The sequence below is a fragment of the Synechococcus sp. H70.2 genome (assembly GCF_047462275.1).
Taxonomy (GTDB): Bacteria; Cyanobacteriota; Cyanobacteriia; order Thermostichales; family Thermostichaceae; genus Thermostichus.
Map to the genome: position 1 here is coordinate 25,942 of NZ_JANSIU010000001.1, position 24,382 is coordinate 50,323.

A 24,382-nucleotide genomic window follows, 5' to 3' on the forward strand; every position below is an offset into this window, starting at 1 on the left:
CGAGTCCCTCTGGGGACTGCGTAAGAATCCCCCGACTCTAGTCGGTGGGAGTGTCAAAGGTAGGCTACAAGATTTGGGGTTATGTTTGGACAATACGAAGTGTTTGTGCAGTTGCTGCTGCTGGCGATGATTGTCCTGGCAGGGCCGGCGGTCATCCTGGTGCTCTACCTGCGCGGGGCTGATATGTGAGGCAAGGGTTGGCCAGCGGGGTGGGGCACGCTCTAGCGGGGCTGGTGATCCTATGCTCCCTGGGATGGATCCCAGAAGCAGAGCTTGCTAGTCCCGTCCTGTAGGGCGGGGTGGAAAAGCCCCTCGGCAACTTTAGCTGCCAACCCAAGATGCAGCTTGCTAGTTGTAGCTACAGCTGGCCAGCCAGCTTCCTGGAGGCAAAAAACCCGACCGGTGGCAAACCTCTGGGCGGGTCTTAGGCGAGAAAGAGGGGGCTCCGGCCTAATTTGCTAAAGTAAGCAGAACCTTGGGACTTTGCCCTAGGGAAGTGGTTAGGGGCCGCTTGACAACGCCTTTTCGCTTGAGGACTCCCTAAAAATCCCCCGAGCTGGCGGGAGTTTCAATTCTTTGCGCTAGAGTTGGTAGAGGCACCCCCAGGAAGAGCTGGGGGTGAGTTTTTCCACGAATTGACGGCTATGCCGATCCCTATCCGCAACGTTGCTATCATTGCCCACGTTGACCACGGCAAAACCACACTTGTGGATGCCCTGCTGCGCCAGGCAGGAGCCCTACGGGCACGAGAGGACACTCCCCCCTGCGTGCTGGATTGCAATGCCCTAGAGCGGGAGCGGGGCATCACCATCCTGGCAAAGAATACTGCCGTTCGCTATGGCGAAACCCTGATCAACATCGTCGATACCCCCGGTCACGCTGACTTTGGCGGGGAGGTAGAGCGGGTGCTAGGCATGGTGGAAGGCTGTCTGCTGATTGTGGATGCTAACGAAGGCCCAATGCCTCAGACCCGCTTTGTACTGCGCAAGGCGTTGGAAAAGGGCTTGCGACCAATCGTGGTGGTCAACAAAATTGACCGGCCCCACGCCGAGCCCTACAAGGTCATTGACAAGGTGTTAGATCTGTTTTTGGAACTAGGCGCTGACGAAGACCAGTGCGACTTTCCCTACCTATTTGCCTCGGGTCTGCAGGGCTTTGCCCTGGAAGAAGCCAACCTCAAAGCCTTCCTCGAGGGCAACTACAGCGGCCCTCTGGACATGAGGCCCCTCTTTGAGGCCATCCTCAAGTACGTCCCGCCACCCATTGGGGATCCCACCAAGCCGCTGCAACTCCAGGTGACGACGCTGGAGTACTCGGAATACTTGGGTCGGATTGTGATTGGCAAGATCCACAATGGCACCATTCGGGTCGGGGATCAGTTGGCGGTGGTCAAGGAAGATGGGTCGATTGCCAAGGGCAAGGTAACCAAGCTCTTTGGCTTCCAAGGGCTGGAGCGCATTGAGCTGACAGAGGCTAGTGCCGGCCACATCGTTGCCGTGGCGGGGTTTGCCGAGGCCCACATTGGCCACACCCTCACCTCACCAGAAAACCCCCAGGCCTTGCCCCTCATCAAAGTGGATGAGCCCACGCTGCAGGTGAGGATCTGTGTCAACGACTCTCCCTTTGCTGGGCAAGAGGGGACGTTTGTAACCTCACGGCAACTGCGCGAACGCCTGCTGCGGGAGCTGGAGACCAATGTGGCGCTGCGGGTGGAAGAGACTGACTCCCCGGATTGCTTCTTGGTTTCGGGGCGAGGCGAACTGCACCTGGGCATTTTGCTAGAAACCATGCGGCGGGAGGGCTACGAGTTCCAGGTTGGCCAGCCGAAGGTGATTTTCCGCGAAGTGAACGGCCAGCCCTACGAGCCTTATGAGCTTTTGGTGCTGGATGTGCCAGAAGCAACGGTGGGCGCCTGCATCGAACGGCTGGGCGAGCGGCGGGGAGAGATGCAGGACCTAAGGGTAGGCGCAGATGGGCGGGCCCAGTTGGAATTCGTCATCCCGGCGCGAGGGCTCATTGGCTTCCGCAGCGAGTTCGTCCGCATCACCCGCGGGGAGGGGATCATGAGCCACAGCTTTTTGGAGTACCGTCCTCTCACCACAGGGCTGGAGACCCGCCGCAATGGCGTGCTCATTGCTTTTGAAGAGGGAGTAGCCACTGCCTACGCCCTGAAGAATGCGGAGGACCGAGGTGTATTCTTTATTAAGCCAGGCACCCGCGTTTACAAGGGCATGATTGTGGGTGAGCACAACCGACCCCAGGACTTGGAGTTGAATGTTTGCAAGACGAAACACCTAACAAACCATCGCTCCTCAACTGGAGAGGAGCTGGTACAGCTGCAGCCACCGGTGGAGATGACCCTAGAGCGAGCCTTGGAATACATTGGCGAAGACGAGCTGGTGGAGGTCACACCCCAGTCGGTGCGGCTGCGCAAGGCCCAGTTGGTGCCCTCCCGCCGCTAGGCAGCTCACTACCGCCTAAAATAAGAGGCCAAGTTGGGGAAATAAAAGGCCCCCCAAATCCCCAGCAAGACAACTCCCAAGCCCAACAAAGCCAGCCACAGACGAGGACGGCTGTGGAGCTGCTGGGATCCTGCCTGGACGTAGGCCAAATCCACCCAGGCAGTGTTGCCGCGGCGGAACCAGCCCACCACCTTGACCTGCTGGCCCATGAGGGCACGGAGGGGCTTTAGGCCGGAAAAGACATTGCCCACCGGTCCTAGGGGAGAGGTAAAGCGCAGGGGGATCAGGCCGGTGGCATCCTGTAGCTTTAGCTCTGCCCCCAGTTGATAGCCGGCTTGTCCCAAGCCCAGCAGCTCCCCTTCCAGCTCCACTGGCTGACTGCGGCAGGGATCTGCCTCGGGATCAGCCAGCAAGCTGAGCACGTCAGCTGGCTGGGGCGACAGGGATCCGCGGTACATCAACGCCGCCTTGGCCCACAGTCCCACGCCATAGCCCACCATCGCGGCCGCGGCAATAACCTTGGGATCGAGGCGATTTTGCAGCGCTAGGTAGAGGATCAGCCCCCCCAGCCAGCCAATCACCATCCCAACCACTTCAGCAGCATAGATAGCCAGATCCAACCAGAAGCGAGCCTTTGGAGGAGCCACTTCCTCCGTTGGCTGAACTAGGCTTAGCTCGGGCAAAAGGCGCAGCCGCTGGGCATATTCCCCCAAAACCTGGAAGCGCCGCCCCAGCAGGGGATGGCTGGAATTGAGCTGCATCCAGCGGGCCCAGGGGTTAAGCTGATCCCAGCGGAAGAGCTGGCTGGCTTGGGCGGGATCCGGCAGGCGGACAGCGGCGCTGGCGGCAGCGGTGGTTTTGAAGTCTAAGAAGCTGAACAGTCGGGTGCAGTGCAGCAGCGAAGATGGGCGGCGGTCGTTTTTGTGGGCCTCCTGCAGGCCGGCAGCCGACTTGAGCAGGGCGGCCACCAGCCCGTTGGGGTTGCCCGTGGCCTCCACCGCGAAGTGATCGGCGTGGGAGGTGCCCAGGCGAGAAAGGAAAAACAGGGGGTAGGAAAGCACCGTGTAGATGAGGTAGAGCAGGGGGGCCACATGCCCGATGAGATCCCGCCGTTGCCTTCCCAGTTGGCTCACCTGCTCCAGAGCCAAGTAAACCAGTTGAACGGGGGATCCCAGCAGAGTCAGGATCAGGATATCGCCGTTGACGATCCGCCCCAGCGCCTGGGCATAGACAGCGGCAATCTCGTCCGGGGCAAGCTGCTGCAAGAGAGCCTGGGTGACCACGATGCGGCCGCCATCAGGGAAAGTGCCGTAAACAAAGGCCAGTGGCCCCCCTTCCGGGATCACCCCCAGGCGGGGTTGTTTCAGTTGTTTTTGGGCGCAGAGGCGCTGCAGCAGGCGGGTCGCCTCAGGGCTGTGGCGCTCGATTTCCCCCAGGCTGGCCCAACGCAACTTGTGCAGCCGCCGGTGCAGCTGATCCATAAGCCAGGGGGCAAAAAAGAGAAGGCCCACCCCAAAGTTAACCGCCAGGCTACCGGCCACTAGCCAGCGCAAGCCGTTGCGCAGCCAGGGCAGCAACCCCTGCAAAAACCAAAGCTGCCGCGGAAAACTCAGCCGCCCAAAATCCAGGTGGCTGCCCACCAGCAAAAAACTCAACCCCCAGAGGAAGAGGATGCCCACCCCCAGGGATCCCCACTTGGCCCACGCCAGGGATCCCGCCTGCACCGGCAAGGGGATCCTCCCCCCTAATGGAGCAGCCCGTTGGTGGGGGGAGACCAGCTGAGCTTTAGGAAGGGGCTCTGGAGGAGGGCCTTGTTCCCTAGATGGAGAAGCAACGGGTTTTTCTGGGGCGGGCAGGCGGGGCAGGATTTTTTGGGCCCAGCCCCGCGCCTGGGGATCCGGATGCTGCAGCAGTTCTAGACAGAGGGCCCGCGCCTTCTCGGCCTGGCCCGCCAGATGGTAGGCCCGCACCAGGTTCATCTGGGCCTCCAGGACTTGGCTGTCGGAGGAGCCTGCCGGGCTCCCCTCTGCTTTGCCCTCCTGACGGAACTGGGCCAAGTAGTCCTCAAGAAGTTGGATGGCCTCTTGAAAGCGGCCCTGCCGCAGGGCCTCCTTGCCCGCCTCCGCAGGATTCATCAACCTGCTCCAAGTCTGCCTGCTCCCCCAGCTTACTCAAGGATCTGGACGCTCAGGAGTAGATCCCTCCGAAAGGGGGTAACGGAGCAAGCGCCGCCGCAGGCAATCTAGCGCCGTCTGGGCGCTCCACCAGCGCACCCCCTCGCGGCCCCGCAGGCTGCCGAAGCGGTACTCGTGGACTTCCACTTTCCCCTCCGGGTCGGCCAAGCCCAGATAGACAAGACCAACTGGCTTGGTGGGGGTACCCCCCTCTGGCCCAGCAATGCCGGTAATGCTTAGGGCCCAGTCGGAGCCAAAAACCTGTTTGGTCCCCAGCGCCATCTGAGCCGCCACCGGCTCGCTCACAGCCCCGTGCTGCCGCAGGGTCTCTGGATCTACCCGCAAAAGCTGCTCCTTGAAGCGGTTGTCATAGGCAACAATGCCGCCCAGGAAGTAGCGCGAGCTGCCCGGGATCCCGGTTACCAACTGCCCCAGGAGGCCACCGGTGCAGGATTCTGCCACCGCTAGGGTTTGCCGCCGCTGCAAGAGGAGCTCCCCCACCACGCTGGCCAAGGTGGCCTCGTCGCTGCCGAAGTAGTCTTCTCCAGACACCCGTAAAATCTGCTCCACCACCGGAGCAATCAACGCTTCCGCCGCCTCGCGCGTGGGGGCACGTCCGGTAATCCGCAGGCGCACCTCTCCCTGACCAGCGTAGGGAGCGACCGTGGGATTTTCCCCCGCCAGCCAGGGGGCCACCCGCTCGGCCAAAGTCGATTCAGGAATGCCCCAGTAGCGCAACACGCGGCTGTAGAACACCTCCTTGCCCCAGCCCAGGGAGCGCAAATAGGGTACAGCCGTCTCCTGCCACATGCGCTGCATCTCCTGCGGCACGCCGGGAAAAGTAAGGATGTGCAGGTTGGGGCGGGGCTGCCAAATGAGGCCGCAGGCGCTACCCAGGGGGTTGGGCAGGATGGTTGCCCCCTGAGGCAGAAAAGCCTGCTTGCGGTTACTGGGCGAGGGCACAAGGCCCCGCTGCCCGTACTTTCGCAAAATCTCCTCCCAGAGCTGGGGGTGCTCCACCATCTCTACTCCAAAAAAGGAGGCTAGCGCCGCGTGGGTCAGATCATCCGGGGTTGGCCCCAGCCCTCCTGTAATTAAAAGTAGGCTGGAGCGGTTGCAGGCCACCTCCAAAGCATGGTGGATGCGGGCTTCGTTGTCCCCCACCACCGTTTGGTAGTAGTGCGGGATCCCCAGCTTGGCCAACTCGGCTGCCAGGTATTGGGCGTTGGTGTTGGTGATCTCTCCCAAGAGCAACTCTGTGCCAATGCAGAGGATCTCAGCCCCTTGGGGAGTGACGGTTTGCGTTGGGCTCATGCTCGGCTCAACCTCGGCTCAGCCGCTAAGTATAGAGGTCTAGGCTCCCCTTTCGCGCAGGGATCCCTAGGATCTCTTGCTCAAGAGGGGTAGGGATCCTCGGCCAGCCGAGCCAAAGCTTCCAGCTCAGCACCCACCACGCGGTGCAGGATCCACTCCGGATGTGGCTTAGCACCCAGGCGCCGGTAGAACTCAATTGCTGGCTGGTTCCAGTCCAAAACCCTCCACTCCAGCCGCCCATATCCTTTGGCCACTGCCTCCTGGGCCACCCGCGCCAAGAGCGCCTTGCCAATGCCCCTGCCGCGAAACTCCGGCAGCACAAACAAGTCTTCCAGGTAAATTCCCGGTCGGGTGAGGAAGGTGGAAAAGTTGCGAAAGTAGAGGGCAAACCCCACCACCTGCTCCTCTACCTCCGCTACCAACGCTGAAACAAAGGCCTCCGGGCCAAACAAATGGTGCCGCAATAGCTCGGCGGATCCCGTTACCAGGTGGCTCAGGTGCTCGTACTCGGCCAAAGCGCAGATGAGATCAAACAGAACGGGCACATCCTCAGGCGTGGCAGGACGAATTTCCATACTTTTGCCCGGCTCCACCCACCCTTTTCCTGGAACATCGGCACGGGACAGACTCCAGCTTATTCTTTTTCCCGGCGGTTGGGGACATTGTGCAGGGGGAGCAGCGACAGGATCCCAGAGGGTTAACAGCCCAGGGCAAATAGCAGCAGGAGGGATCCCAGGCCGAGGTGGGCTGCTGCTCAGGGGAGAGAGTGGCTCTTTGCCAGCAGAGGGATCAACGGGGCCAAGAATGTGAGTCCCAACCACAACCCGACTCCCGCGATCAGCGCTTGCACCATTGCCCTCCTCCGTCGGCCAGAGCCAGCCTAGGCCAGTCGGCTACAGCGTTGGCAGACAGTTTCGCAACTGCCCTGCTCAGCCAGCGAAGACCCTGGAGAAAAACCGACTAGAGTGAAAAATAGAGCCGTTACCTCATTTTTGATGCCATGACCACCTCTACCCTCGATGCTGCCGCCATCCTTGAGGCGTTGCGCCCGGTTCAAGATCCGGAGCTGCGCCGCAGCCTGGTGGAACTGAACATGATCCGCGACATTCGCGTCGAGCCGGAGCGGGTGGCTTTTACTCTGGTGCTGACGACACCAGCTTGCCCCTTGCGGGAGTTCATCGTCGAGGAATGCAAGGCTGCCATCCGCCGCCTGGCTCCCATTGAAACCATCGAGGTCACCGTTACAGCAGAAACTCCCCGCTCGCCCTCGCTGCCGGATCGCCAGTCTGTCCCCGGCGTGCGCAACATCATCGCCATCTCCAGCGGCAAGGGGGGGGTGGGCAAAACCTCCGTAGCGGTGAACGTAGCTGTGGCGCTGGCCCAGAGCGGAGCGCGGGTGGGGCTGCTGGATGCGGATATTTACGGCCCCAACGTGCCCCTGATGCTGGGGCTGCAGGATTGCTCTCTATTGGTGCGCAAGCGGCAAGATGGCAGCGAAGAGATCCTCCCCCTGGAGAACTACGGCGTCAAGATGGTGTCGATGGGTCTCTTGGTGGGGCGGGATCAGCCGGTGATCTGGCGGGGGCCGATGCTCAACGGTGTCATCCGGCAATTCCTCTACCAGGTGCAGTGGGGGGAGCTGGACTATCTCATCGTGGATATGCCCCCCGGCACCGGGGATGCGCAATTGACCCTAGCTCAAGCGGTGCCGCTGGCGGGAGCCGTGATCGTCACTACGCCGCAGTCGGTGGCCCTGCTGGATAGCCGCAAGGGCTTGAACATGTTTCGCCAGTTGGGGGTGCCCATCCTTGGCATTGTCGAGAACATGAGCTACTTCATTCCGCCTGACCTACCGGATCGCCAGTACGATATCTTCGGCTCAGCCGGCGGAGAAACTACGGCCCGCGAGCTAGGGATCCCACTGCTGGGGCGGATCCCGTTAGAGATTGCCCTGCGCCAGGGGGGAGATGCGGGCAGGCCCATTGTCGTCGACCAACCCGAGTCGGCCTCGGCCCAGGCGCTGCGTCAGATTGCCAAAACCCTGGCAGGCCGAGTCTCTATGGTAGCTCTTGGGGCTAGCTAGAAGCGCTCGACTTCTACTAGCGATACCCCAAAGCGGCGCCCTGCCACCGAGATCCCCTCCTGGGCCTTGCCACGCACAGTTACCGTGCTGTTCATGGCCGGCAGCCCCTTGTTGGTGATGACCCAGAGGGAGCCACTAGGGTCCTGGATCTCGTACACCCCCTGGCCAAACACACCTATCTGGTTGACCACACGACCGCGGACGTACACGTCAGTGTAGCGAGCAGGATTTTGTTCGATCTGGGCAATGGGGGTTGTGCCAATGCCTAGCCGTGCCAGTTGTCCACACCCACCTAGGGCTAGGCTGAGGCAGAGCAAGAGCAGCAAGGAGCCCCCGCGTAAGGATTGGCTAGGGTGCATGGGTTCTTTCCTCACAAGTGCTGCTCCCACCATATCCCACCGCCAAGTTAGAACTTCTCCCCAATGCCAAAGTGCAGTTGAGGTCGGCCGGCCTCTCCTTGGCCAACGGCGTAGTCAATGCGCAGCGGCCCCAGGGGAGATTGGATGCGAATGCCAGCTCCCAGACCTAAACCGCTGCCCGGCTTGTTGCGCGCTGCCGCCGGATTGCCGATAACTGCTGCACCGCTACCTAGATCCGTGCCGTAGTCAGCAAAAACCACTACCCCCACCGGGTCGAAAAGAGGAAAGCGCAGCTCCGCTGTTGCGGTGGCAAAGCTGCGGCCGGAGCCAACGCCGCCTTCAAAAAATCCCCGCACGGAGTTGCCTCCGCCAATGGGGAAAGCGTCGTAGGGAGCCAAGTCGCCAAGGGTGGTGCCCGCCCGCACGTCAAAAGCCAGCACCTGCGGCCGCTCACTGCGCGTTTCAAATAGCTTGACGGGAATGAACTGGCTGTAGCTGGCTTCGAGGCGGTTGGCGTTCAGGCCATTCGCAAACAAACGTACCGACTGTTCGGTAGAGAGGCGAAAGACGGATCCCTGGCTGGGGCTGTTGGGGTTGTCGCGGCTGTCGTGGATAAGGCCAAACCGCAAGGTGGTGTAGCTGTCTTGGCCGCTGGCACTAAAGGTAATGGGGTTGCCCAGCACATCAAAGCGCTCCTGTTCGCCGTTGCTGTTGCGGGCTTCCACAAATTGGATGCGGGTGCCCAAGCTGGCCCGCCAATTGCCCCCAATCGGACGCGAGAAGGTGACGCTGCCACCCAGCCGGTTGATGCGCACGGGATCCCCGTTGGGCAGAGTCAATCCCTCGTTGAAAACAAAGCTGGAGCTCTGCTGGTTGGAGATATTGATGCTGTAGGAGGTGGGGATCTCCAGCGTAGCGATGCGGGGATCGGTGAAGTTCAAATCAAACAGAGTTTCATTGGTGCCTACCTGAACATTAAAGCTGGCCTTTTGGTTGTTGCCGCCCAAGTTTTCTTCCGAGACGCTAAGGCCAGCGAAGACCCCCGTGGCCGAGCTGACGCCGAGGGTGCCGCTCAAGGTGCCGGTGCGGCGCTCTTCCACGTTCACCACCACCACGACTTTGTTGGGATCCCGACCGGGGTTAAGCCCCACATTCACGTCCTGAAAAAGGTTGAGGTTGAAAACTGCCTGCAGATCCTGCTGAATTTGGTTGCGGTTAAACACATCCCCCGGCTTGGTCTTTAACTCGCGGGTGATGATGAAGTCGCGGGTTTTGGTGTTGCCCTGCACGCGAATGTCCTCGATCTCCCCTTCGGCAATTTCTAGGGTGAGGGTGCCATCTTCGGAGGAGCGTACATCTGTCACTTTGGCCAGTACGTAGCCCTTGTCAGCATACCACTGCTCAATCTCGGCCACTGCTGCCTGCAGCTTGCCAAAGTTGAGCACCCGCCCTTCTTGGTCGGCAAAGGCCTTCTGGAGCACCTCCGGATCCAAAACTTTTGCCCCTTCGGTGCGCACGGCTTTGAGGATGGGGTTGGGCTTGACCTCAAAGGTAACTCGCACTCCCAAGGGGGTATCGGAGGGCACCGCTCGGACATCGGCAAAGAAACCAGTGGCAAACACGGCGTTGATGTCTTCCCGCAGTTGGGAACGAGTGGAGACCTCGCCGGCGCGGGTGCGGATAACTTTGTAAACCTGCTCAATCAGCTCTGGGTCGTCGGTACCCTCGACCACCACCTCTGCCACCAAAACTTCTGGCTCGCTAGCGGCGGGGGTAGGTGTGGGGGTGGGTTGGGCGGGGGGGTCGCCACTGGTGCGCAGATCCAGGCTGTCCGGCGGGGGAGCTGATTGCGCCCAAGCCGCCACTCCTGCCAGCAGCCCCATCCCACAAGCAAGCCCTGCAGCAAGCTGGAGTTTCAGTTGCCTGGAACGGTTCATGGGGATCCCTCGCCCACCACAAAGAAGTGCCAGTGGGGAACCATTGGCCTGAATTATACTACCAACCCCCATTCATAGCGGATCCGGGTCTTGGCACGCACCCAATGGCAAAAGCAGCCTCTTTTTATGGCAGGCGCAGGGATCCCTGGCAGCGCTGGCCACAACTCTGCGGCTCGGCTGCCTCGGCGGCCAAGTTGGCCTGGGAGTTGAGGATAAGGATTGTGATGGGGGCAGGGGGAGGTGAGGGGCTGCGGCGCCAACCCCACCTGCCAGCGTAGGGCTGCGTTGGGGGGTTGGGCACGACGAAGACAATGTTTTGTAGGACATTGCTTTGTAGAGGGGTGGCGCTGTTCTGTCTGCTGTCGAGGAGCACCGTTTGCTGCGGCAGAAGCGTCTGGGCCAGAGCGGCTGGAGCTAGGCCTAGGCAGAGCAGAGCTGCTACCCCAGAGAGGGGTTTGGCCGGCATCATCACCGTTTTCCCCGTAGAGCCGAGATGCTAGCACCCTAGCTCGCCCTACTGAAATGGCTCCACCCCTTTGCCGCAAAAAGGGTTACGCAACAGAGCAAGCTTCTCCTCTGCGCCTGAGGAAGCTGCGAACGCTGCCCTTTTAAACTCACGCCTTGCGGATACTGCCGAGCTAGTCACCCGCCCCTGAACTCTCTTGCTGGGCCCGCTCCCGCTCTTGGCTAAGACGGGCCACCTGGGCTTCCAGCTCTTGAATGCGGTGCAACAGCTGCTCGATTGCCCGTCCCACCGGGTCAGGCATGAGGTGGTGATCGAGGTCGATGCCATGGGCAGGGATGCGGCGTTGATGGGGTGGGATAACGGCCCGGCCCGGGATCCCTACCACTGTCATCCCCGGAGGCACATCGTGGATCACCACTGCGTTGGCTCCAATGCGGGCTCTGGCACCAATGCGAACTGGCCCCAGGATCTTCGCCCCTGTGCCCACGATCACCCCATCTTCCAGGGTGGGATGCCGTTTACCTTTTGTCCAAGAGGTGCCCCCCAGGGTAACGCCGTGATAGAGGGTAACATCGTCGCCAATTTCCGCTGTCTCCCCGATCACCACACCACAGCCATGGTCGATGAAAAAGCGCCGCCCAATCCGGGCTGCCGGGTGAATTTCAATCAGGGTAAAGGAGCGGGAAATGAAGCTAATCAACCGAGCCAGCAGGAAGCAGCGCCGCTGCCACAGCCAATGGGCAATGCGGTGTAGAAACAGAGCGTGTACCCCTGGGTAGGTGAGGATAACCTCCCAGCGGTTGCGCGCCGCTGGATCCCGCTCAAAGACACAGTCAACATCTTCCCAAAATTGCTGCCAAAACCCCAGCTTTGTCTTTGGCTGCTTAGAAGGGGGAGCCTCACTCCTGTCTGCTTGGGGGCTTTCTGCCGCCGACTGCTTGGCCTCGGTCAGCATGAACGGCCTCCGATAGGGAACCTCCACTTCTCCCCTTCTAGCACTTTTTGCTGCCAGTGGGGGGATCCCTGCTAGCCTCCACCTGCTTGACAGCAGCTAGACTAGACCAATGAAATACTGGTGTTGCTCGACCAGCAGACGGCCATGCTAGACCCCCTTTTGGAAGAGAAGATCCGCGAGCAAATCCGCACCCACAAGGTACTGATCTACATGAAGGGCACCCCAGAGATGCCCCAGTGTGGGTTTTCCTACACAGCTGTGCGCATTTTGGACAGCTTGGGCTTTCCCTACACGGCAATTAACGTGCTGGAGGACCCGGAAATTCGCCAGGGGATCAAGGTGTTTTCCAACTGGCCAACCATTCCACAAATCTACATCAACGGGCAGTTTATTGGCGGCTGTGACATCCTCCAGGAAATGCATGCCCGCAACGAGTTGCGCCCCCTAGTGGAAGCAGCTTTTGCCCAGGCTGACAGTCAACCTTAAAACCCATGCTCACCGCAGATGGTTTGCGGCAGCTCCTAGCTGAAAAGCTGCAAGCTCTTTACGTCCACGTGGAGGACGAGTCCCACCGCCATGCAGGCCATGGAGGCGGGCAACAGGGATCGGGAGGGCACTACCGCGTGCAGGTGGTATCCCCTCTTTTTACTGGCAAAACCTCTTTGCAACGGCATCGCCTGGTGTACGCCGCCCTGGCTGAGGAGATGGGGCAAAGCATCCATGCCTTGGCCCTGCAGACGTACAGTCCCGAGGAGCGGCCGGATCTAGGTAGCATAGAGGGCAAAATGGCTGCCCCAGCGGGGTAAGGGAGGAAGCATGGCATCTCTTCTGGCCACCTGGTTAATGTCGGCCTTGAGCGTGATGATTTTGGCTTGGCTGTTGCCCGGGATCCACGTCTCCGGATTTGGGGGTGCCTTGGTAGCGGCGCTAGCCATTGGTCTGGTCAATAGCTTAGTGAAGCCATTGCTGCAGTTGATCACCCTACCGCTTACCATCTTCACCCTGGGCTTGTTTTCGCTCATTTTGAACGCTATTTGCTTGCTCATTGCCGACAAGCTTGCGGGTGATGCTTTCAAGATCGACAACTTTGGCTGGGCCCTGCTTGGTGCAATTGCCCTCTCCATCATTAGCAGCTGGGTTCGGAGCATTTTTGAACAGGCTGCTTAGTTTCCCTAAGCAGCAGAAGGCCGGGTAAGACGGGGGAAGAGAGAGTCAACTGCAGCCACCTAGCTTTTGGCCAACCCTTGTAGGGCCTTAGCCTGGGCTAACCCCTGCTGAGTTAGCCAGCTAAGGGGAGTTAGGGCTTAAGCCCGAGCTTTGGGAACAACCTTAAGAAGAGGGGGAGGGCATTGGGTAGGGTCCTCCCCTTGAGCTTGTCCCTTGCTGCGGGCAGGGCCCTGCACCGTGCGTTGCCTCTGGGGAACGGCAGCCTCAGCTCTCTTGGCCTGATTGGCCGCAGCTGGGCAGCTGGCGTTTGCTTGGGCCTTGCCCTTACCTTCCTTTTCCGCCAGCAGCTCCAGAGCTATCTCCAGCGTCACGGCTTCGGGGGAGAGATCCTTAGGCAGCGAGGCGTTGACTTTGCCGTGCTTGACGTAGAACCCATAGGGGCCGTCGTGCAGAGTTACCGGCTTGCCGTCCTCGGGGTGGACTCCCAACTCGCCTAGGGGCTTGGCCGAGGTGGGAGTGCGGCCTTTTTTGGGCTGGGCCAACAGCTCTAGCGCCCGCTCCAAGCTAATGGTCAGGACATCCTCCTCGGGGGGCAGCGAGCGGAACTCCCCGTCGCAGGCCACGTAGGGGCCGAAGCGACCAATGCCGGCTTGCACCTTTTTCCCCGACTCGGGGTGCTCGCCCAACGTACGTGGCAGGCTGAGCAACCCCAGAGCCATCTCTGGAGTGACGTCCTCCGGCTTGAGTCCTTTGGGCAGGGAGACGCGCTTGGGCTTTTTGTTTTCCTCAGAGACTTCCCCCAACTGCACATAGGGTCCGTAGGGGCCCTGGGGGATGACATAGATGGGCTCTTGGGTCTCTGGGTGGAAGGCAATCGGCTTGGGGCCTTCCTGCTTGCGCCGGATGAGTTCCTCGATGTGTTCCAGGGTCAGGTCAGCGGGGGGAATGTCCTCCGGTAGATTGGCGCGTACCTCCCCCGCTTCGGTTTCGACCACCACGTAGGGTCCGTAGGGACCAATACCTATCTTGGCAGGTAGGTTTTCCAGGTGGATGGAGCGGGCCAGGCTGGGGTCAATTTCTAGCTCCCGTGCCTTCACTTGTCCCTCAAGGCCTTGCTCACCCAGGAAGAAGTGGCGCAAATAAGGCAGCCACTCCGCCTGGCCGGAAGCGATATCATCCAGGGTTTGCTCCATCTCGGCAGTGAAGTGGATGTTGACGAGATTGGGAAAGTATTTTTCCAAAAGCTCGGTAACTGCAAAGGCCGTGTAGGTGGGTACCAGAGTGTTCCCCATTAGCCTCGCGTAGCCGCGGCTTAGGATTGTACTCAAGATGGTGGCATAGGTGCTGGGCCGGCCAATGCCCTCCTTTTCCAACACCTTCACCAGGGAGGCCTCTGTATAGCGGGGTGGAGGTTGGGTCTCGTGAACCACCGGCTCTAGCCGCAGGCAGTCCACTTGCTCCCCTACCCGCAGCAGGGGCAGGTACACCTCTTGGTCTTCCAGAGCCGCCTCTGGGTCATCGGATCCCTCTACGTAGGCGCGAAAGAAGCCGGGGAAGTCAATGCGCTTGCCGCTAGCCCGGAACACGGCATCGTCGACAGCAATCAGCACAACGGTGTGGGTTTGCCGCGCCTCAGCCATTTGGCTGGCAACGGTGCGCTTCCAGATTAGGTCGTAGAGGGCCAACTCCTGACCCGTGAGGGGAGTCTGGCTGGGCAGGCGAAATTCCGAGCCGGCGGGACGAATGGCCTCGTGGGCTTCCTGGGCTCCTTTGGTTTTAGTGATGTACTGCCGCGGTTCAGGGCTGAGGTACTCCTTGCCGTACATTGCCTCCACGCAGGCTCGGGCGGCGCGGATGGCCTGTTCCGACAGGTGGACCGAGTCGGTACGCATGTAGGTGATGTAGCCCTCCTCGTAGAGCTTTTGGGCAATGCGCATCGTCTGCTGGGCCGACAGGCGCAGCTTGCGGTTGGCCTCCTGTTGTAGCGTGGAGGTGGTGAAGGGAGGGGCGGGCTTGCGGGTGGAGGGGCGCTCTTCTACAGAACTGACCACCCAGACTTTCCCCAGCAGACGCTCCCGCAAGGCTTCGGCCTGGGCTTGATCCAACAGCACCACGTCCCTTCCAGTCATGAGCTGCCCCGTGCTGGGATCGAAGTCTTGTCCGCTGGCCAGACGTTTGCCGCCCAGGCTCACCAGCTCTGCCGGGAAAACCGCTGCCGGATCAGCACCTTGCAGCTGCAGCTCTGCCCGCAGATCCCAGTAGGAGGCTTTTTTGAAGGCTCGCCGCTCCCGCTCCCGATCCACCAAGAGCTTCACTGCCACCGATTGCACCCGCCCGGCTGAGAGTTTGGGGGCAATTTTTTTCCACAGGAGGGGCGACAGGGTATAGCCCACTAGGCGATCCAGGATGCGGCGGGTTTCTTGGGCACGCACCAGTTGCTCGTTTACCTGGCGACAATTTTGTAGAGCCTCCTGAATGGCCTCGCGGGTGATTTCGTGGAACACCATGCGGCGGGTAGGCACCTTGGGCTGAAGCACCTGTTGCAGGTGCCAACTGATGCTTTCCCCCTCCCGGTCTTCGTCAGTGGCCAGGATCAGCTCATCTGCCTTCTTGAGCGCCTCTTTTAGCTCCTTGACCACCTTTCTTTTTTCTTTGGGGATCACGTAGAGGGGCTCGAAGTTAGCGTGGACATTGACCCCAAGGCGGCTCCACTCTTCTCCCTTCACCTCCTCGGGGATGTCGGCAGCCGACTCGGGCAGATCGCGCACATGTCCCATGGAGGCTTGCACCTCATAGTCGGCGGGCAAGAAGCTGCGGATGGTACGCGCTTTAGTAGGAGATTCAACAATGACCAGCTTGGGCATGATGAGGCCTAAAAAGACTAACCGATGCTGTTGCGGCACACTGGAAGAGTGGCTCAAGAATCAGGGACTACTTCTCAGGAGCGTAGCAAGTCTGTCTCCGCTTGACTAGCGGCTCTCGCTTTGCCTTCTGCTGATACTCCATCCTGACAATGCACCACTTTTCGATTCGCACTGCCGATATCTTCCGCTCCATGGCCTTCTACGAAGGGCTAGGCTTTGGGGTAGAAGAACGGTTTACCATCGGCAGCACCTTGGCCTGCTGGATGGGCGGCCCCTGGGGCCGTCTGGAGCTCATTCAGGTACCCCAGCCCTACCCTGCCCCCGATCCCTTCGGGGATCCCCACTATGTGGGTTACTACCACCCCTCCTTTGAGGTGGGCCCCGAATGGGGATCTCTGGCTGACTATCTAGAACACTTACAAGCGCGAGTGCCCCTGATCTTGCTGCTGCCGCCCCAATGCCAGAAAATTGGGTCTCAAACCTACGAAGTGGCCTTCATCGCCGATCCCGATGGCTTGCCAATCGAGCTCATTCGTCGGCAGGGATCCCCAGGAGCCAAAGAGGATTGAGCTTGACTCTAGGATCCCGCAAGCTCTTGGGGGCTTGCTGCTAGAAACAAGGGGCACCCCGGCAAGCGCAACTTGCCAAGGGCGACATTCCCCAGGTCTAGGGTAGCAACAAGTTGACCCCTAACGATGACGTAGTCCCTTTTCCGGAGTCTTGACACTCCCCTGAGTAAAGTCGGGGGATTCTTACGCAGTCTGCAGACAAACTTGCAAAGGCGCTGTCAAGACGCCCCTAGACCGTCCCTTGGAACCAAGTCTCAAAGTTGACTTACCGCAGTGTTCGGGTCTTCCACCGGGGTGGGTGCTTGCTTAGGGTTATAGTTGTTATAGCATTGGCGAGCGACTCAAGTCGCTCAAGGACTACGTCCCCCTCCGCACTACTCGCGTTAGCGGCGCGGAGCCCTCAGTACGGGGCTACCAAGTTACCCCGCTGTGTCGCCCTTGGAGAGAAGGAAGCCTATGGAGATGGATCTCCGCCCCCTCATCATTCTGGCGCCAGTTGCTCTAGCAGTAAGCTGGGCCGCTTACAACATCATCAAGGCTGCCCTCAAGGGGGAAGCCAAGCTCTTTGGCGAGAGGGGCAACAACCCCTTTGGCAAGAGCAACAGCTAAGGATCCGTTGGCAGCCGCTAGAGTCCCTGTATGTCAGACGCCAATCCCCCAGAAGCAGGGTCACCGTCTGAGCAGGCTGACAGGAAGTCGGCAGATGTCATTGTTGTCGGAGCAGGGGTAGCCGGCTTGACCTGTGCGCGGCAGCTGCTGCGGGCAGGCCTGCAGGTTCTGGTACTTGAGAAATCGGCGGGCCTTGGCGGGCGTATGGCCACTCGACGGGTTCAGCACGCCGGTCAGACGGTGCCTGTGGATCATGGAGCGCAGTACCTGACTGCCGACTCTGATGGTTTCTATCGTTGGCTCAAGGAGCTCCTGGGCTTGGGACTGCTGAGGGAGTGGACCCGCTCCTTGCATCTGCTGGATCACCAAGGGCTGCGCCCAGAAAGTGCCAACGAGGAGAAGCCGCGCTATGCCTGTCCCCAGGGTATGACGGCGCTGGCCAAGCAGCTGGCTGCTCCCCTGGCCGTTCACACCCAAACTCAAGTGGTTGGCCTCGAGCCCCAGGCAACGACCTGGCAAGTGCAAGCCGAAAATGGCCAGTGCTACGAGGCTGCTGCCCTGGTGATGGCCATTCCTGCTCCCCAGGTACTGCTTTTGCTGCGGGGAAAGATTTCTCCAGGGGATAACCTGTTGTCCCTTTTGGAAGCGGCTGCCTACCAGCCTTGCATTGCTGTGTTGGCCAGCTACGCCGAAAACACGCCGCTGCCCCCCTGGAAGGGGATCAAGGGTTTGGACGATCCCCTCCTAGCCTGGGTGGCCCTAGACAGCAGCAAGCGGCCACAGCCTCTGCCGCCGCTAGTGGTCTTGCAAGGGGGAGCGGAGTGGTCGTCGCTGTATCTTGAGGCCGCGCCTGCGGAGCTGGAAAAGGCTGGTCGAGAGCTGCTGGCCCATGCTGCCCAGCGCTTGGGATCCTGGCTGGCCTCGCCGCAGTGGATCCAAGTTCATCGCTGGCGCTACGCTTTTCCGGTGGAGGCAATAGGTCTTGCTAGCCTTGGCACCTACATTCCCACTGGCTCTGGCAAGGGACTACCCCTGGTGTGCAGCGGCGATTGGTGTGCTGGAGGGCGCGTAGAAGGTGCCTGGCTGTCTGGCCAAGATGCGGCTAGAACCTTGCTGCAAATGTTAGGGATCCCTCCCCGCCTCCCCTCGGAAGGGCGTCCCTAGGCAGTCCTGGTGGAGCTGTGGGGGGCGCAGGGATCGTGGCCACCGGGTACAACCCTGCGGTGGGAGTCTATCCCGTTGAAGCAAGAAGCCCGCACTCTAGGCGTTAGCAGGAGGGGGGGAGGGTGTTACAGGAAGCGGGGGCTGAAAATCCCAGCGGGGTCAAACTGCTGCTTTAGCTTGTGCATTAGGGTTGCCGTGGGGCCAAAGTCGGGGGCTAAAGCTGTCTTTAGATCGGCTGGCGCTTCCAAAAGTACGAGAAACCCCCCCGCCGCCTGGAGATAGCGCTGCAGCTGCAGCAGGGATCCCCTCTCTGCTTGAGGGATCCAGGCTCGCCCCAACCCGCAGCCGCGATGCAGTTGCACCTGAGCGTTAGGGAAAAGGGATTGGAACTGCTCCAGAGTCGCCAGGCTTTGGCTGGGCAAGCAGCCGAACTTGGCCAACACCATCCCCAAGCGGGGTGAGGGCAGAGGCAGAGCCCCCGGTCTTGCCTCCTGCCAGCTCAATCCTGCTGGAGCTAGCTGTTGCACCTGGGTCATCTGGTGGGCAATTCCCCGCTCGGAGCCGTGGAAATGGATCCAGAGCTGGGATCCCCCTGCCCCCAGCCAGAGATCCACCCCCACCGGACTGACTGGCGCACTCAGGACCTGCCGAGCTAGGGTTTCCAAATCCGGCAGCGCCCCTGCAGCCAGCAAAGTTGCTTGGGCCGCGGGAAGGGGATAGAGCCGCAGGGTTACCTGCGTCAGGATCCCCAAGCTGCCCAGGGATCCGGCAAATAGTCTTGTCAAGTTGTAGCCGGCCACATTCTTGACCACCCGCCCGCCCGCCTTAGCCACCTTCCCATCGGCCCGCACCCAAGTAATGCCCAGCACTAGGTCGCCAATGCTACCGTAGCGCCAGCGCAGCGAGCCCGTATCGGCAGTGGCGATAACGCCGCCCACCGTCGCCCAGTCGGGATAAAGCGGGTCCACCGGCCACCATTGTCCTCGCTCGGCCAAGATGGCCTGTAGCTCCGCCAGGGTCATACCGGCCTCCACCGTCGCCGTTAGGTCGGCAGCTGCGTGGTCAATGAGGCGGCACAGCCCACGGGTACTGAGGATAAGATCCACAGCCTCCAAGCGAGGAGCCCATCCCCACTTGCTCCCCTGCCCCAGCGGCAAGACCTTCTGCCCCTGGCACTCCTTGAGGAGCCGAGCCAGTTCCGCGACTGTCGAGGGAGTTTGGATGGGAATAGGAGCGGCCTGGCTAGAAAGAAAGGTGGCTAGCGCAGGAGAAAAAGCCATAGTTGCCCCAAAACTTCCTAAGCTTGTTTGCAGGTAGAGAGCCTAGCCGTTGGCCTCGATAGAGCAAGGTTCTTTCTCCCTAGAAGGGAAGGAGGAAAGTCTTTGCTGCTCCACTAGGCAGGCAAACTCCCGCTCGAAGGTCACCAGGGCGCGGTTGGTTTTGCCCCCCAGGTAAAGCCCTGCTTCCGTCTCCAGAGCCCAAACTTGGCTGTAGCTGAAATAGCTCATCACCACCCCCAGCATCAGCAGCCCAAAGCCGAGGTAGACAAGCGGGATCCCTGGATCCGATTTCATTTGCAGGCCGGTGGCGCCGATAACCTCGTCTAGGTGCAGGGTAAGGCGTTTGGGAAAGCGCTGCGGAGCCACTTCATCAAGGGCCAGGCTCATGCCCTGGCGCAGGGATCCTACCCACTGGCCCTGGGTGTCGTAGAGCAGGGCCGTCCCCTGCAAATCCGGCAACAACAGCGTCAAGCCCTCGCTGAGATCCGGTCGGGTGGGCACAAAAGCGCCCCAGAGCTTGCTGCCTGTCTGGGTGGGCACCGGCACCACTGGAATTTGAAAGGAGGGGCTGTTGTTAAGGCGGATGCGAATGCTGTCGATGCCCCAGTCGGCTTGGTAGAGGGTTACGCCGCGGTAGGAGAGGGGATGGTTGACAGAGATGGTCTGACGCTTGACCTCCTGGCCGCCCTCTAGAATCGAGAGGTCAGAGTAAAACTGCTTTACCCGTCCGTCGGGAGCATAGTCAATCCAGAAGCGGTTAACCCGAATTTGCCAGGTGGGCAGACGAGCCAGATCCCCTGCCCCGGTTACATGTTCAATGGCGGCAACCCCACCGCTGGGAATCAGCTCCTGCGCCTTAAAGCCCCCGAGGCTGCCCCAGATAGCCCCCAACAGGATCAGCAGCAGGCTGACGTGCACCACGATGGGGCCAAACCGCCCGATTAGCCCCTTGCGGGCGTAGAGCCGGGATCCCTCCTGAAACACCGCATAACCCCGTTGGCGCAGCCGCTGCGGCAGCCCCTCTAGGGAGTGTTGGGGCAGATAGGCCCAAAAGGGCAGCCGCTGGAAGGAGGAAGGACGGGTGAGGTAGCTCCAGCGGCGGGCCACCTTGAGCATCGGCCACTGGCGCGTGAAAGAACAGGCGGCCAGGCTGCTGCCAAACAGGATCAACAGGGCCAGAAACCAAGGGGTGCGATAGACGTGATCCAACCCCAGCTGGAGGATCAGCCGCCAGGTGAGAAAGCCAAACAGGGCCGGATGCTCAGGATAGTGAGCCTGGTAGAAGGCCACCGTCTCCTCTTGCTCAATCACCGTGCCGACAGCACTCAAAAGGGCAATCGCCAAGAGAAGACCGATGGCCAGGCGCAGATCCGCCAGCAGCGGCAGCAGCTCATGGCGAAAATACCGCCGCAACAGCGGCAGAGGATGGATAACCATGGGAAGTTGTTAGCTCAAGACTTGGATGCCCCTCTCAGGGCAGCCCCATCTTAGCCTGTTCCCTTAGGCCCACGCGGAGAGGATCGTCAGGGTGCCAAAGCCCACCAACACCCCGCCACTGGCATAGGTGAACCAGCCCGACCAGCGCCGCAGGGCCAACAGTTGCTTAATGGAGCCAGTGAACACCCCGGCCACCAGCAGCGGCGAGACCAGCCCCAGCGCATAGGCCAGCAGCAGCCCGCCCCCAACCCAGGGCTGCCCCGTGGTGGAGACCCAGCCCAGCAGGGCCACCAAAACCGGTGTGCTGCAGGGAGAGGCCAGCAGGCCAAAGGTGGATCCCAGCACCACTGACCGGCCCAGCCCAGGCCAATCGCCAGGGATCTCCAACCGGTTAAACCAATCGGGGAAGCGCAAGGGGACAACTTCCAGCAGGTTCAGCCCCATGAGGATGGCGATCCCTCCCGCCACTAAGGATCCAAAGGCGGTGGTTTGTCCGTAAACCCGGCCTAGCAAAGCTGCTCCCAAGCCCAGCCCGCTGAGGGTCAAAGCCACACCAACCGCAAAGCCTAGGGACTGCACCCAAACTTGCCGGCGCACTGCTCCGGCAGCAGCGGGGGTAGTAGGGGTGTAGCCGCCGATGTAGCCAATGGTTACCGGCAACATAGAGAGCATACAGGGAGAAAGGCTGGTAACCAGACCTGCCAGGCCCACTGCCAGCCAGCTCAGGGGAGAGAGGTGCTGCAGTTGCCCTTGGACCAGCTCCGCTGCCCACTGCTCTAAGTGGTAGAGCCAAAGCTGAAGGGTATCCACCATAGCAAAAGCCGTCGAGTCCAAACCTAGGCTAGCTCAAGGAGCCCCCTCCAGGGCAGCTGAGCGCCAACTGGCCAGCACCCCTAGCGGCGCGCTCCAGTCTAGAAAAGCTGGGGAGCTACTTGGACTGTTGGTAGGCGGCAATGCTGCTGGCAATCACTGCCTCGGTTTCGGCCAGACCTTTCCAGCCCAAGATCTGGGTTTCTTTCTTCTCTAGGCGCTTGTAGGTGGCAAAAAACTCGGCAATCTCGTCCAGGCGGTGCTGGGCAATATCTTCCAGCTTGGTTACGGAAGCATAGCGAGGATCCTTAGCAGGCACGCACAGCAACTTCTCATCCGGCTCCCCTGCGTCAATCATCTGCAGCATGCCCAGCGGTCGCACCGCAATCACACACCCCGGAAAGGTGGGCTGATCCATGATGACTAGGCCATCTAAGGGATCCCCGTCCCCTGCCCGCGTGTTGGGCACAAAGCCGTAGTCGTAGGGGTACTGCACCGAAGAGTAGAGCACCCGGTCTAGGGCCATCACGCCCATGTCCTTGTCAAACTCGTACTTGTTCTTGCTGCCGCCAGGGATCTCAATTAGGAGGTTAAGCAGGCCTGGCTTGGGTTGGGCAGGGATCCGCGACAGGTCAATCACAGTCAATACCCTCGGAATACGTGACGCAAAAATGGCCAGAGGGCATTATAGCTCCCAGGGGGGGATGTCAAGTAGCCAAGGCAAGCTCCTCGGGCAAGATTCGAACTTGCGACCAATCGGTTAACAGCCGACCGCTCTACCGCTGAGCTACCGAGGATCGAGATATACCCCATCATAGGAAAAAAAGAGCTGCAAAGCAACTCCTCAGCCGGCCACTGCCAAGGCAGTGGCAAGGCGTTCTTTCAGGGTAGGCACCACAGCTTCGAGGGGAATGTCCACAGCCTGACCAGTGGCCCGTTCCGCCAGTTCTACCTTGCCCTGCTTGAGACTGCGTCCCGTGGTTAGGCGATAGGGGATCCCAATGAGATCGGCATCTTTAAACTTGACGCCCGCTCGCTCATCCCGGTCGTCCCAGAGGGTTTCAATACCGGCAGCGTCCAGCTCCTGCACCAATTTTTCCGCCACCTGCATCTGCTCTGGATCAGAAGTGTTGGGCACCACCACCACCACGTGGTAGGGGGCAATGGCCACTGGCCAGATGATGCCGTTGGCATCGTGGGACTGTTCCACCGCCGCCTGGGCTAGCCGCGACACCCCAATGCCATAGCAGCCCATCCACAGCGGCTGCTCAAGGCCGTTTTCGTTGGTAAAGGTAGCCCGCATTGGCAGCGAGAACTTAAGGCCCAACTGGAAGATATGGCCGACCTCAATGCCGCGGGCTCCCTGGAGAACCTGCTCAGGGTTGAGCAGACAGCGATCCCCCGCCTGGGCTTTGCGCACATCAACCACCTCTGGCAAGGGGTACTGCTCACCCCAGTTGGCCCCCACCACGTGCCGCCCCACCTGGTTGCTGCCGGTTACAAAGTTTTTCAGCGTGGCTGCCGTCTGGTCAACTAGGCGCAGAATCTGGGGGGCAAAGTGTTCCTGCCCCCCGAGGCAGCTATCGGGCAGGTCAGGGGCAATGTATCCCACGGGCACGGGATCCCCTTGCCAGCTTTTTTGGATCTCAGCATCCGCCAAGGTTAGTTTAAGCAGCTTGTTGGCTTGGTAGCGCTCCGCCAGACGGTTGAGGTGGTTGGCCAACTTCACCTCATTGACTTCTTGATCCCCGCGGATGCTCAGCAAGACCACTACCCGCCGGCCGTTGTCGTAGAGGGCCTGGTAGAGCACATTCTTAACAATTAGGGTGGGGGAGATCTTCAAGAAAGCAGCCAGTTTCTCAATGGTTTCCGTTCCCGGGGTATCCAGAACCTGGAAGGTGGTGTAGGGAGACGCTGCCGCTGGCGGTGGAAGGGAGACGGCTTTCTCCACATTGGCAGCGTAGGAGCCATCGGGGGTGTAGAGGATCTCATCCTCTCCGGCAGAAGCCAGCACCATGAACTCCTGGGACATTGCCGAGGGTCCGCCAATGGCGCCGGCGTCGGCCTCCACTACACGAAACTGCAGCCCGCAGCGGCGCAGGATGCGGCAGTAGGCGCGGTACATGTCCTGGTAGGTCTGGCGCAGGCTTTCCTCATTGGCGTGGAAGGAGTAGGCGTCCTTCATGAGGAATTCCCGCCCCCGCAGCAGGCCAAAGCGGGGTCGAATCTCGTCGCGGAACTTGGTCTGGATTTGATAGAGGATTTGCGGCAACTGGCGATAGGAGCGGATGAGATCCCGCGCCAGCAGGGTGATTACCTCTTCGTGGGTGGGGCCCAGGGCCTGCTCGCGTCCCTGTCGGTCTTTGAGGGCGAACATGATCCCTTCTGCCTGGGTATACACCTCCCAGCGGCCCGATTCCCGCCAGATCTCTGCCGGCTGCAACTGGGGCAAAAGACACTCCTGAGCCCCAATGGCGTTCATCTCCTCCCGGACAATGCCCGAGATCTTCTGCAGCACCCGCCACAGCAGGGGCAGATAGGTGTAGATCCCTGGGGAGAGCCGCCGGATAAAACCGCCTCGCAGCAGCAGCTTGTGGCTGGGCAGCTCTGCTTCAGCAGGATCCTCCCGCAGGGTTACAAACAACATCTGACTCAATCGCTGGCTCCGTTGCATTCCTCCTCTCCACTTGTGTTCTGGAGAAAACCCCTCCTCGGGCTCCCCTCAACCGGGA

Annotated in this window: 22 protein-coding genes and 1 tRNA gene; 9 read left to right on the forward strand and 14 right to left on the reverse strand. The window is 60.6% G+C overall.

Annotated features, from left to right (window positions below):
* Positions 1–81: 81 nt before the first annotated feature.
* Positions 82–189 carry a photosystem II reaction center protein Ycf12/Psb30 gene (gene psb30 / locus NW822_RS00130; RefSeq protein ID WP_414359612.1) on the forward strand — a complete coding sequence of 36 codons (108 nt, stop codon included), beginning with the start codon at positions 82–84 and terminating at the stop codon, positions 187–189.
* Between the two features lie 455 nt (positions 190–644).
* Positions 645–2,462, forward strand: a complete 1,818-nt coding sequence (gene typA / locus NW822_RS00135; RefSeq protein WP_414403108.1) for a translational GTPase TypA — start codon at positions 645–647, stop codon at positions 2,460–2,462.
* An 8-nt stretch (positions 2,463–2,470) separates the two neighbouring features.
* On the opposite strand, the gene NW822_RS00140 is transcribed toward typA, so the two are convergent.
* The 3 genes from NW822_RS00140 to NW822_RS00150 form a co-directional block, all read right to left on the reverse strand.
* Positions 2,471–4,597, reverse strand: coding sequence for a M48 family metalloprotease (locus tag NW822_RS00140; protein WP_414403109.1), 2,127 nt, complete (start codon positions 4,595–4,597; stop codon positions 2,471–2,473).
* A 36-nt stretch (positions 4,598–4,633) separates the two neighbouring features.
* Positions 4,634–5,950, reverse strand: coding sequence for a competence/damage-inducible protein A (locus NW822_RS00145; protein ID WP_414403110.1), 1,317 nt, complete (start codon positions 5,948–5,950; stop codon positions 4,634–4,636).
* A gap of 80 nt (positions 5,951–6,030) precedes the next feature.
* Positions 6,031–6,525, reverse strand: coding sequence for an N-acetyltransferase family protein (locus NW822_RS00150; RefSeq protein ID WP_414403111.1), 495 nt, complete (start codon positions 6,523–6,525; stop codon positions 6,031–6,033).
* A gap of 425 nt (positions 6,526–6,950) precedes the next feature.
* Here NW822_RS00150 and NW822_RS00155 point away from each other — a divergent pair, with 425 nt between their 5' ends.
* Complete coding sequence (locus tag NW822_RS00155) at positions 6,951–8,033, forward strand: Mrp/NBP35 family ATP-binding protein (RefSeq protein ID WP_414403112.1); 1,083 nt, start codon at positions 6,951–6,953, stop codon at positions 8,031–8,033.
* Here NW822_RS00155 and NW822_RS00160 read toward each other — a convergent pair.
* From NW822_RS00160 to cysE, 4 genes are all read right to left on the reverse strand, one after another.
* On the reverse strand, positions 8,030–8,392 hold the full coding sequence (locus NW822_RS00160) for a hypothetical protein (RefSeq protein WP_414403113.1): 363 nt from the start codon (positions 8,390–8,392) through the stop codon (positions 8,030–8,032). The two genes, NW822_RS00155 and NW822_RS00160, sit on opposite strands and share 4 nt — an antisense overlap.
* 47 nt (positions 8,393–8,439) lie before the next feature.
* Positions 8,440–10,329, reverse strand: a complete 1,890-nt coding sequence (locus NW822_RS00165) for a BamA/TamA family outer membrane protein (protein WP_414403114.1) — start codon at positions 10,327–10,329, stop codon at positions 8,440–8,442.
* Positions 10,330–10,453: 124 nt separating this feature from the next.
* Positions 10,454–10,798: a hypothetical protein gene (locus NW822_RS00170; RefSeq protein ID WP_414403115.1), complete on the reverse strand. Its 345-nt coding sequence runs from the start codon at positions 10,796–10,798 to the stop codon at positions 10,454–10,456.
* A 169-nt stretch (positions 10,799–10,967) separates the two neighbouring features.
* Complete coding sequence (gene cysE / locus NW822_RS00175) at positions 10,968–11,750, reverse strand: serine O-acetyltransferase (RefSeq protein ID WP_414359599.1); 783 nt, start codon at positions 11,748–11,750, stop codon at positions 10,968–10,970.
* A 144-nt stretch (positions 11,751–11,894) separates the two neighbouring features.
* On the opposite strand from cysE, the gene grxD reads away from it, so the two are divergent.
* Genes grxD through NW822_RS00190 form a run of 3 tightly spaced genes read left to right on the forward strand, consistent with a single transcriptional unit; the run spans position 11,895 to position 12,917 of the window.
* Complete coding sequence (gene grxD, locus NW822_RS00180) at positions 11,895–12,236, forward strand: Grx4 family monothiol glutaredoxin (protein WP_414359597.1); 342 nt, start codon at positions 11,895–11,897, stop codon at positions 12,234–12,236.
* Between the two features lie 5 nt (positions 12,237–12,241).
* On the forward strand, positions 12,242–12,556 hold the full coding sequence (locus NW822_RS00185; RefSeq protein ID WP_414359596.1) for a BolA family protein: 315 nt from the start codon (positions 12,242–12,244) through the stop codon (positions 12,554–12,556).
* Between the two features lie 10 nt (positions 12,557–12,566).
* The gene (locus tag NW822_RS00190) at positions 12,567–12,917 is read left to right on the forward strand and encodes a phage holin family protein (protein ID WP_414359595.1); all 351 of its coding nucleotides are present in this window, start codon (positions 12,567–12,569) and stop codon (positions 12,915–12,917) included.
* Positions 12,918–13,054: 137 nt separating this feature from the next.
* On the opposite strand, the gene topA is transcribed toward NW822_RS00190, so the two are convergent.
* The gene (gene topA, locus NW822_RS00195; protein WP_414403363.1) at positions 13,055–15,781 is read right to left on the reverse strand and encodes a type I DNA topoisomerase; all 2,727 of its coding nucleotides are present in this window, start codon (positions 15,779–15,781) and stop codon (positions 13,055–13,057) included.
* A 149-nt stretch (positions 15,782–15,930) separates the two neighbouring features.
* Between topA and NW822_RS00200 the strand changes: the two genes are divergently transcribed.
* From NW822_RS00200 to NW822_RS00210, 3 genes are all read left to right on the forward strand, one after another.
* Positions 15,931–16,350 carry a VOC family protein gene (locus NW822_RS00200; RefSeq protein ID WP_414359594.1) on the forward strand — a complete coding sequence of 140 codons (420 nt, stop codon included), beginning with the start codon at positions 15,931–15,933 and terminating at the stop codon, positions 16,348–16,350.
* Positions 16,351–16,812: 462 nt separating this feature from the next.
* A complete protein-coding gene (locus tag NW822_RS00205) occupies positions 16,813–16,959 on the forward strand; it encodes a photosystem II protein Y (protein WP_414359592.1) in 147 nt (48 codons plus the stop codon).
* A 30-nt stretch (positions 16,960–16,989) separates the two neighbouring features.
* Entirely contained in the window at positions 16,990–18,123 is a 1,134-nt protein-coding gene (locus NW822_RS00210) for an NAD(P)/FAD-dependent oxidoreductase (protein ID WP_414403116.1), read from the forward strand.
* A 125-nt stretch (positions 18,124–18,248) separates the two neighbouring features.
* On the opposite strand, the gene NW822_RS00215 is transcribed toward NW822_RS00210, so the two are convergent.
* The 6 genes from NW822_RS00215 to NW822_RS00240 all read right to left on the reverse strand — a co-directional run bounded on the left by NW822_RS00215 (position 18,249) and on the right by NW822_RS00240 (position 24,324).
* Positions 18,249–19,403, reverse strand: coding sequence for an FAD-binding oxidoreductase (locus NW822_RS00215; protein ID WP_414403117.1), 1,155 nt, complete (start codon positions 19,401–19,403; stop codon positions 18,249–18,251).
* 42 nt (positions 19,404–19,445) lie between these two features.
* Positions 19,446–20,840, reverse strand: a complete 1,395-nt coding sequence (locus NW822_RS00220; protein WP_414403118.1) for a cytochrome c biogenesis protein — start codon at positions 20,838–20,840, stop codon at positions 19,446–19,448.
* A 63-nt stretch (positions 20,841–20,903) separates the two neighbouring features.
* Complete coding sequence (locus NW822_RS00225; RefSeq protein WP_414403119.1) at positions 20,904–21,653, reverse strand: cytochrome c biogenesis protein CcdA; 750 nt, start codon at positions 21,651–21,653, stop codon at positions 20,904–20,906.
* A 115-nt stretch (positions 21,654–21,768) separates the two neighbouring features.
* On the reverse strand, positions 21,769–22,287 hold the full coding sequence (locus NW822_RS00230) for an inorganic diphosphatase (RefSeq protein ID WP_414360047.1): 519 nt from the start codon (positions 22,285–22,287) through the stop codon (positions 21,769–21,771).
* A gap of 88 nt (positions 22,288–22,375) precedes the next feature.
* A tRNA-Asn gene (locus NW822_RS00235) sits at positions 22,376–22,447 on the reverse strand.
* A gap of 47 nt (positions 22,448–22,494) precedes the next feature.
* Positions 22,495–24,324, reverse strand: a complete 1,830-nt coding sequence (locus NW822_RS00240) for a proline--tRNA ligase (RefSeq protein WP_414403120.1) — start codon at positions 24,322–24,324, stop codon at positions 22,495–22,497.
* Between the last annotated feature and the right edge of the window lie 58 nt (positions 24,325–24,382).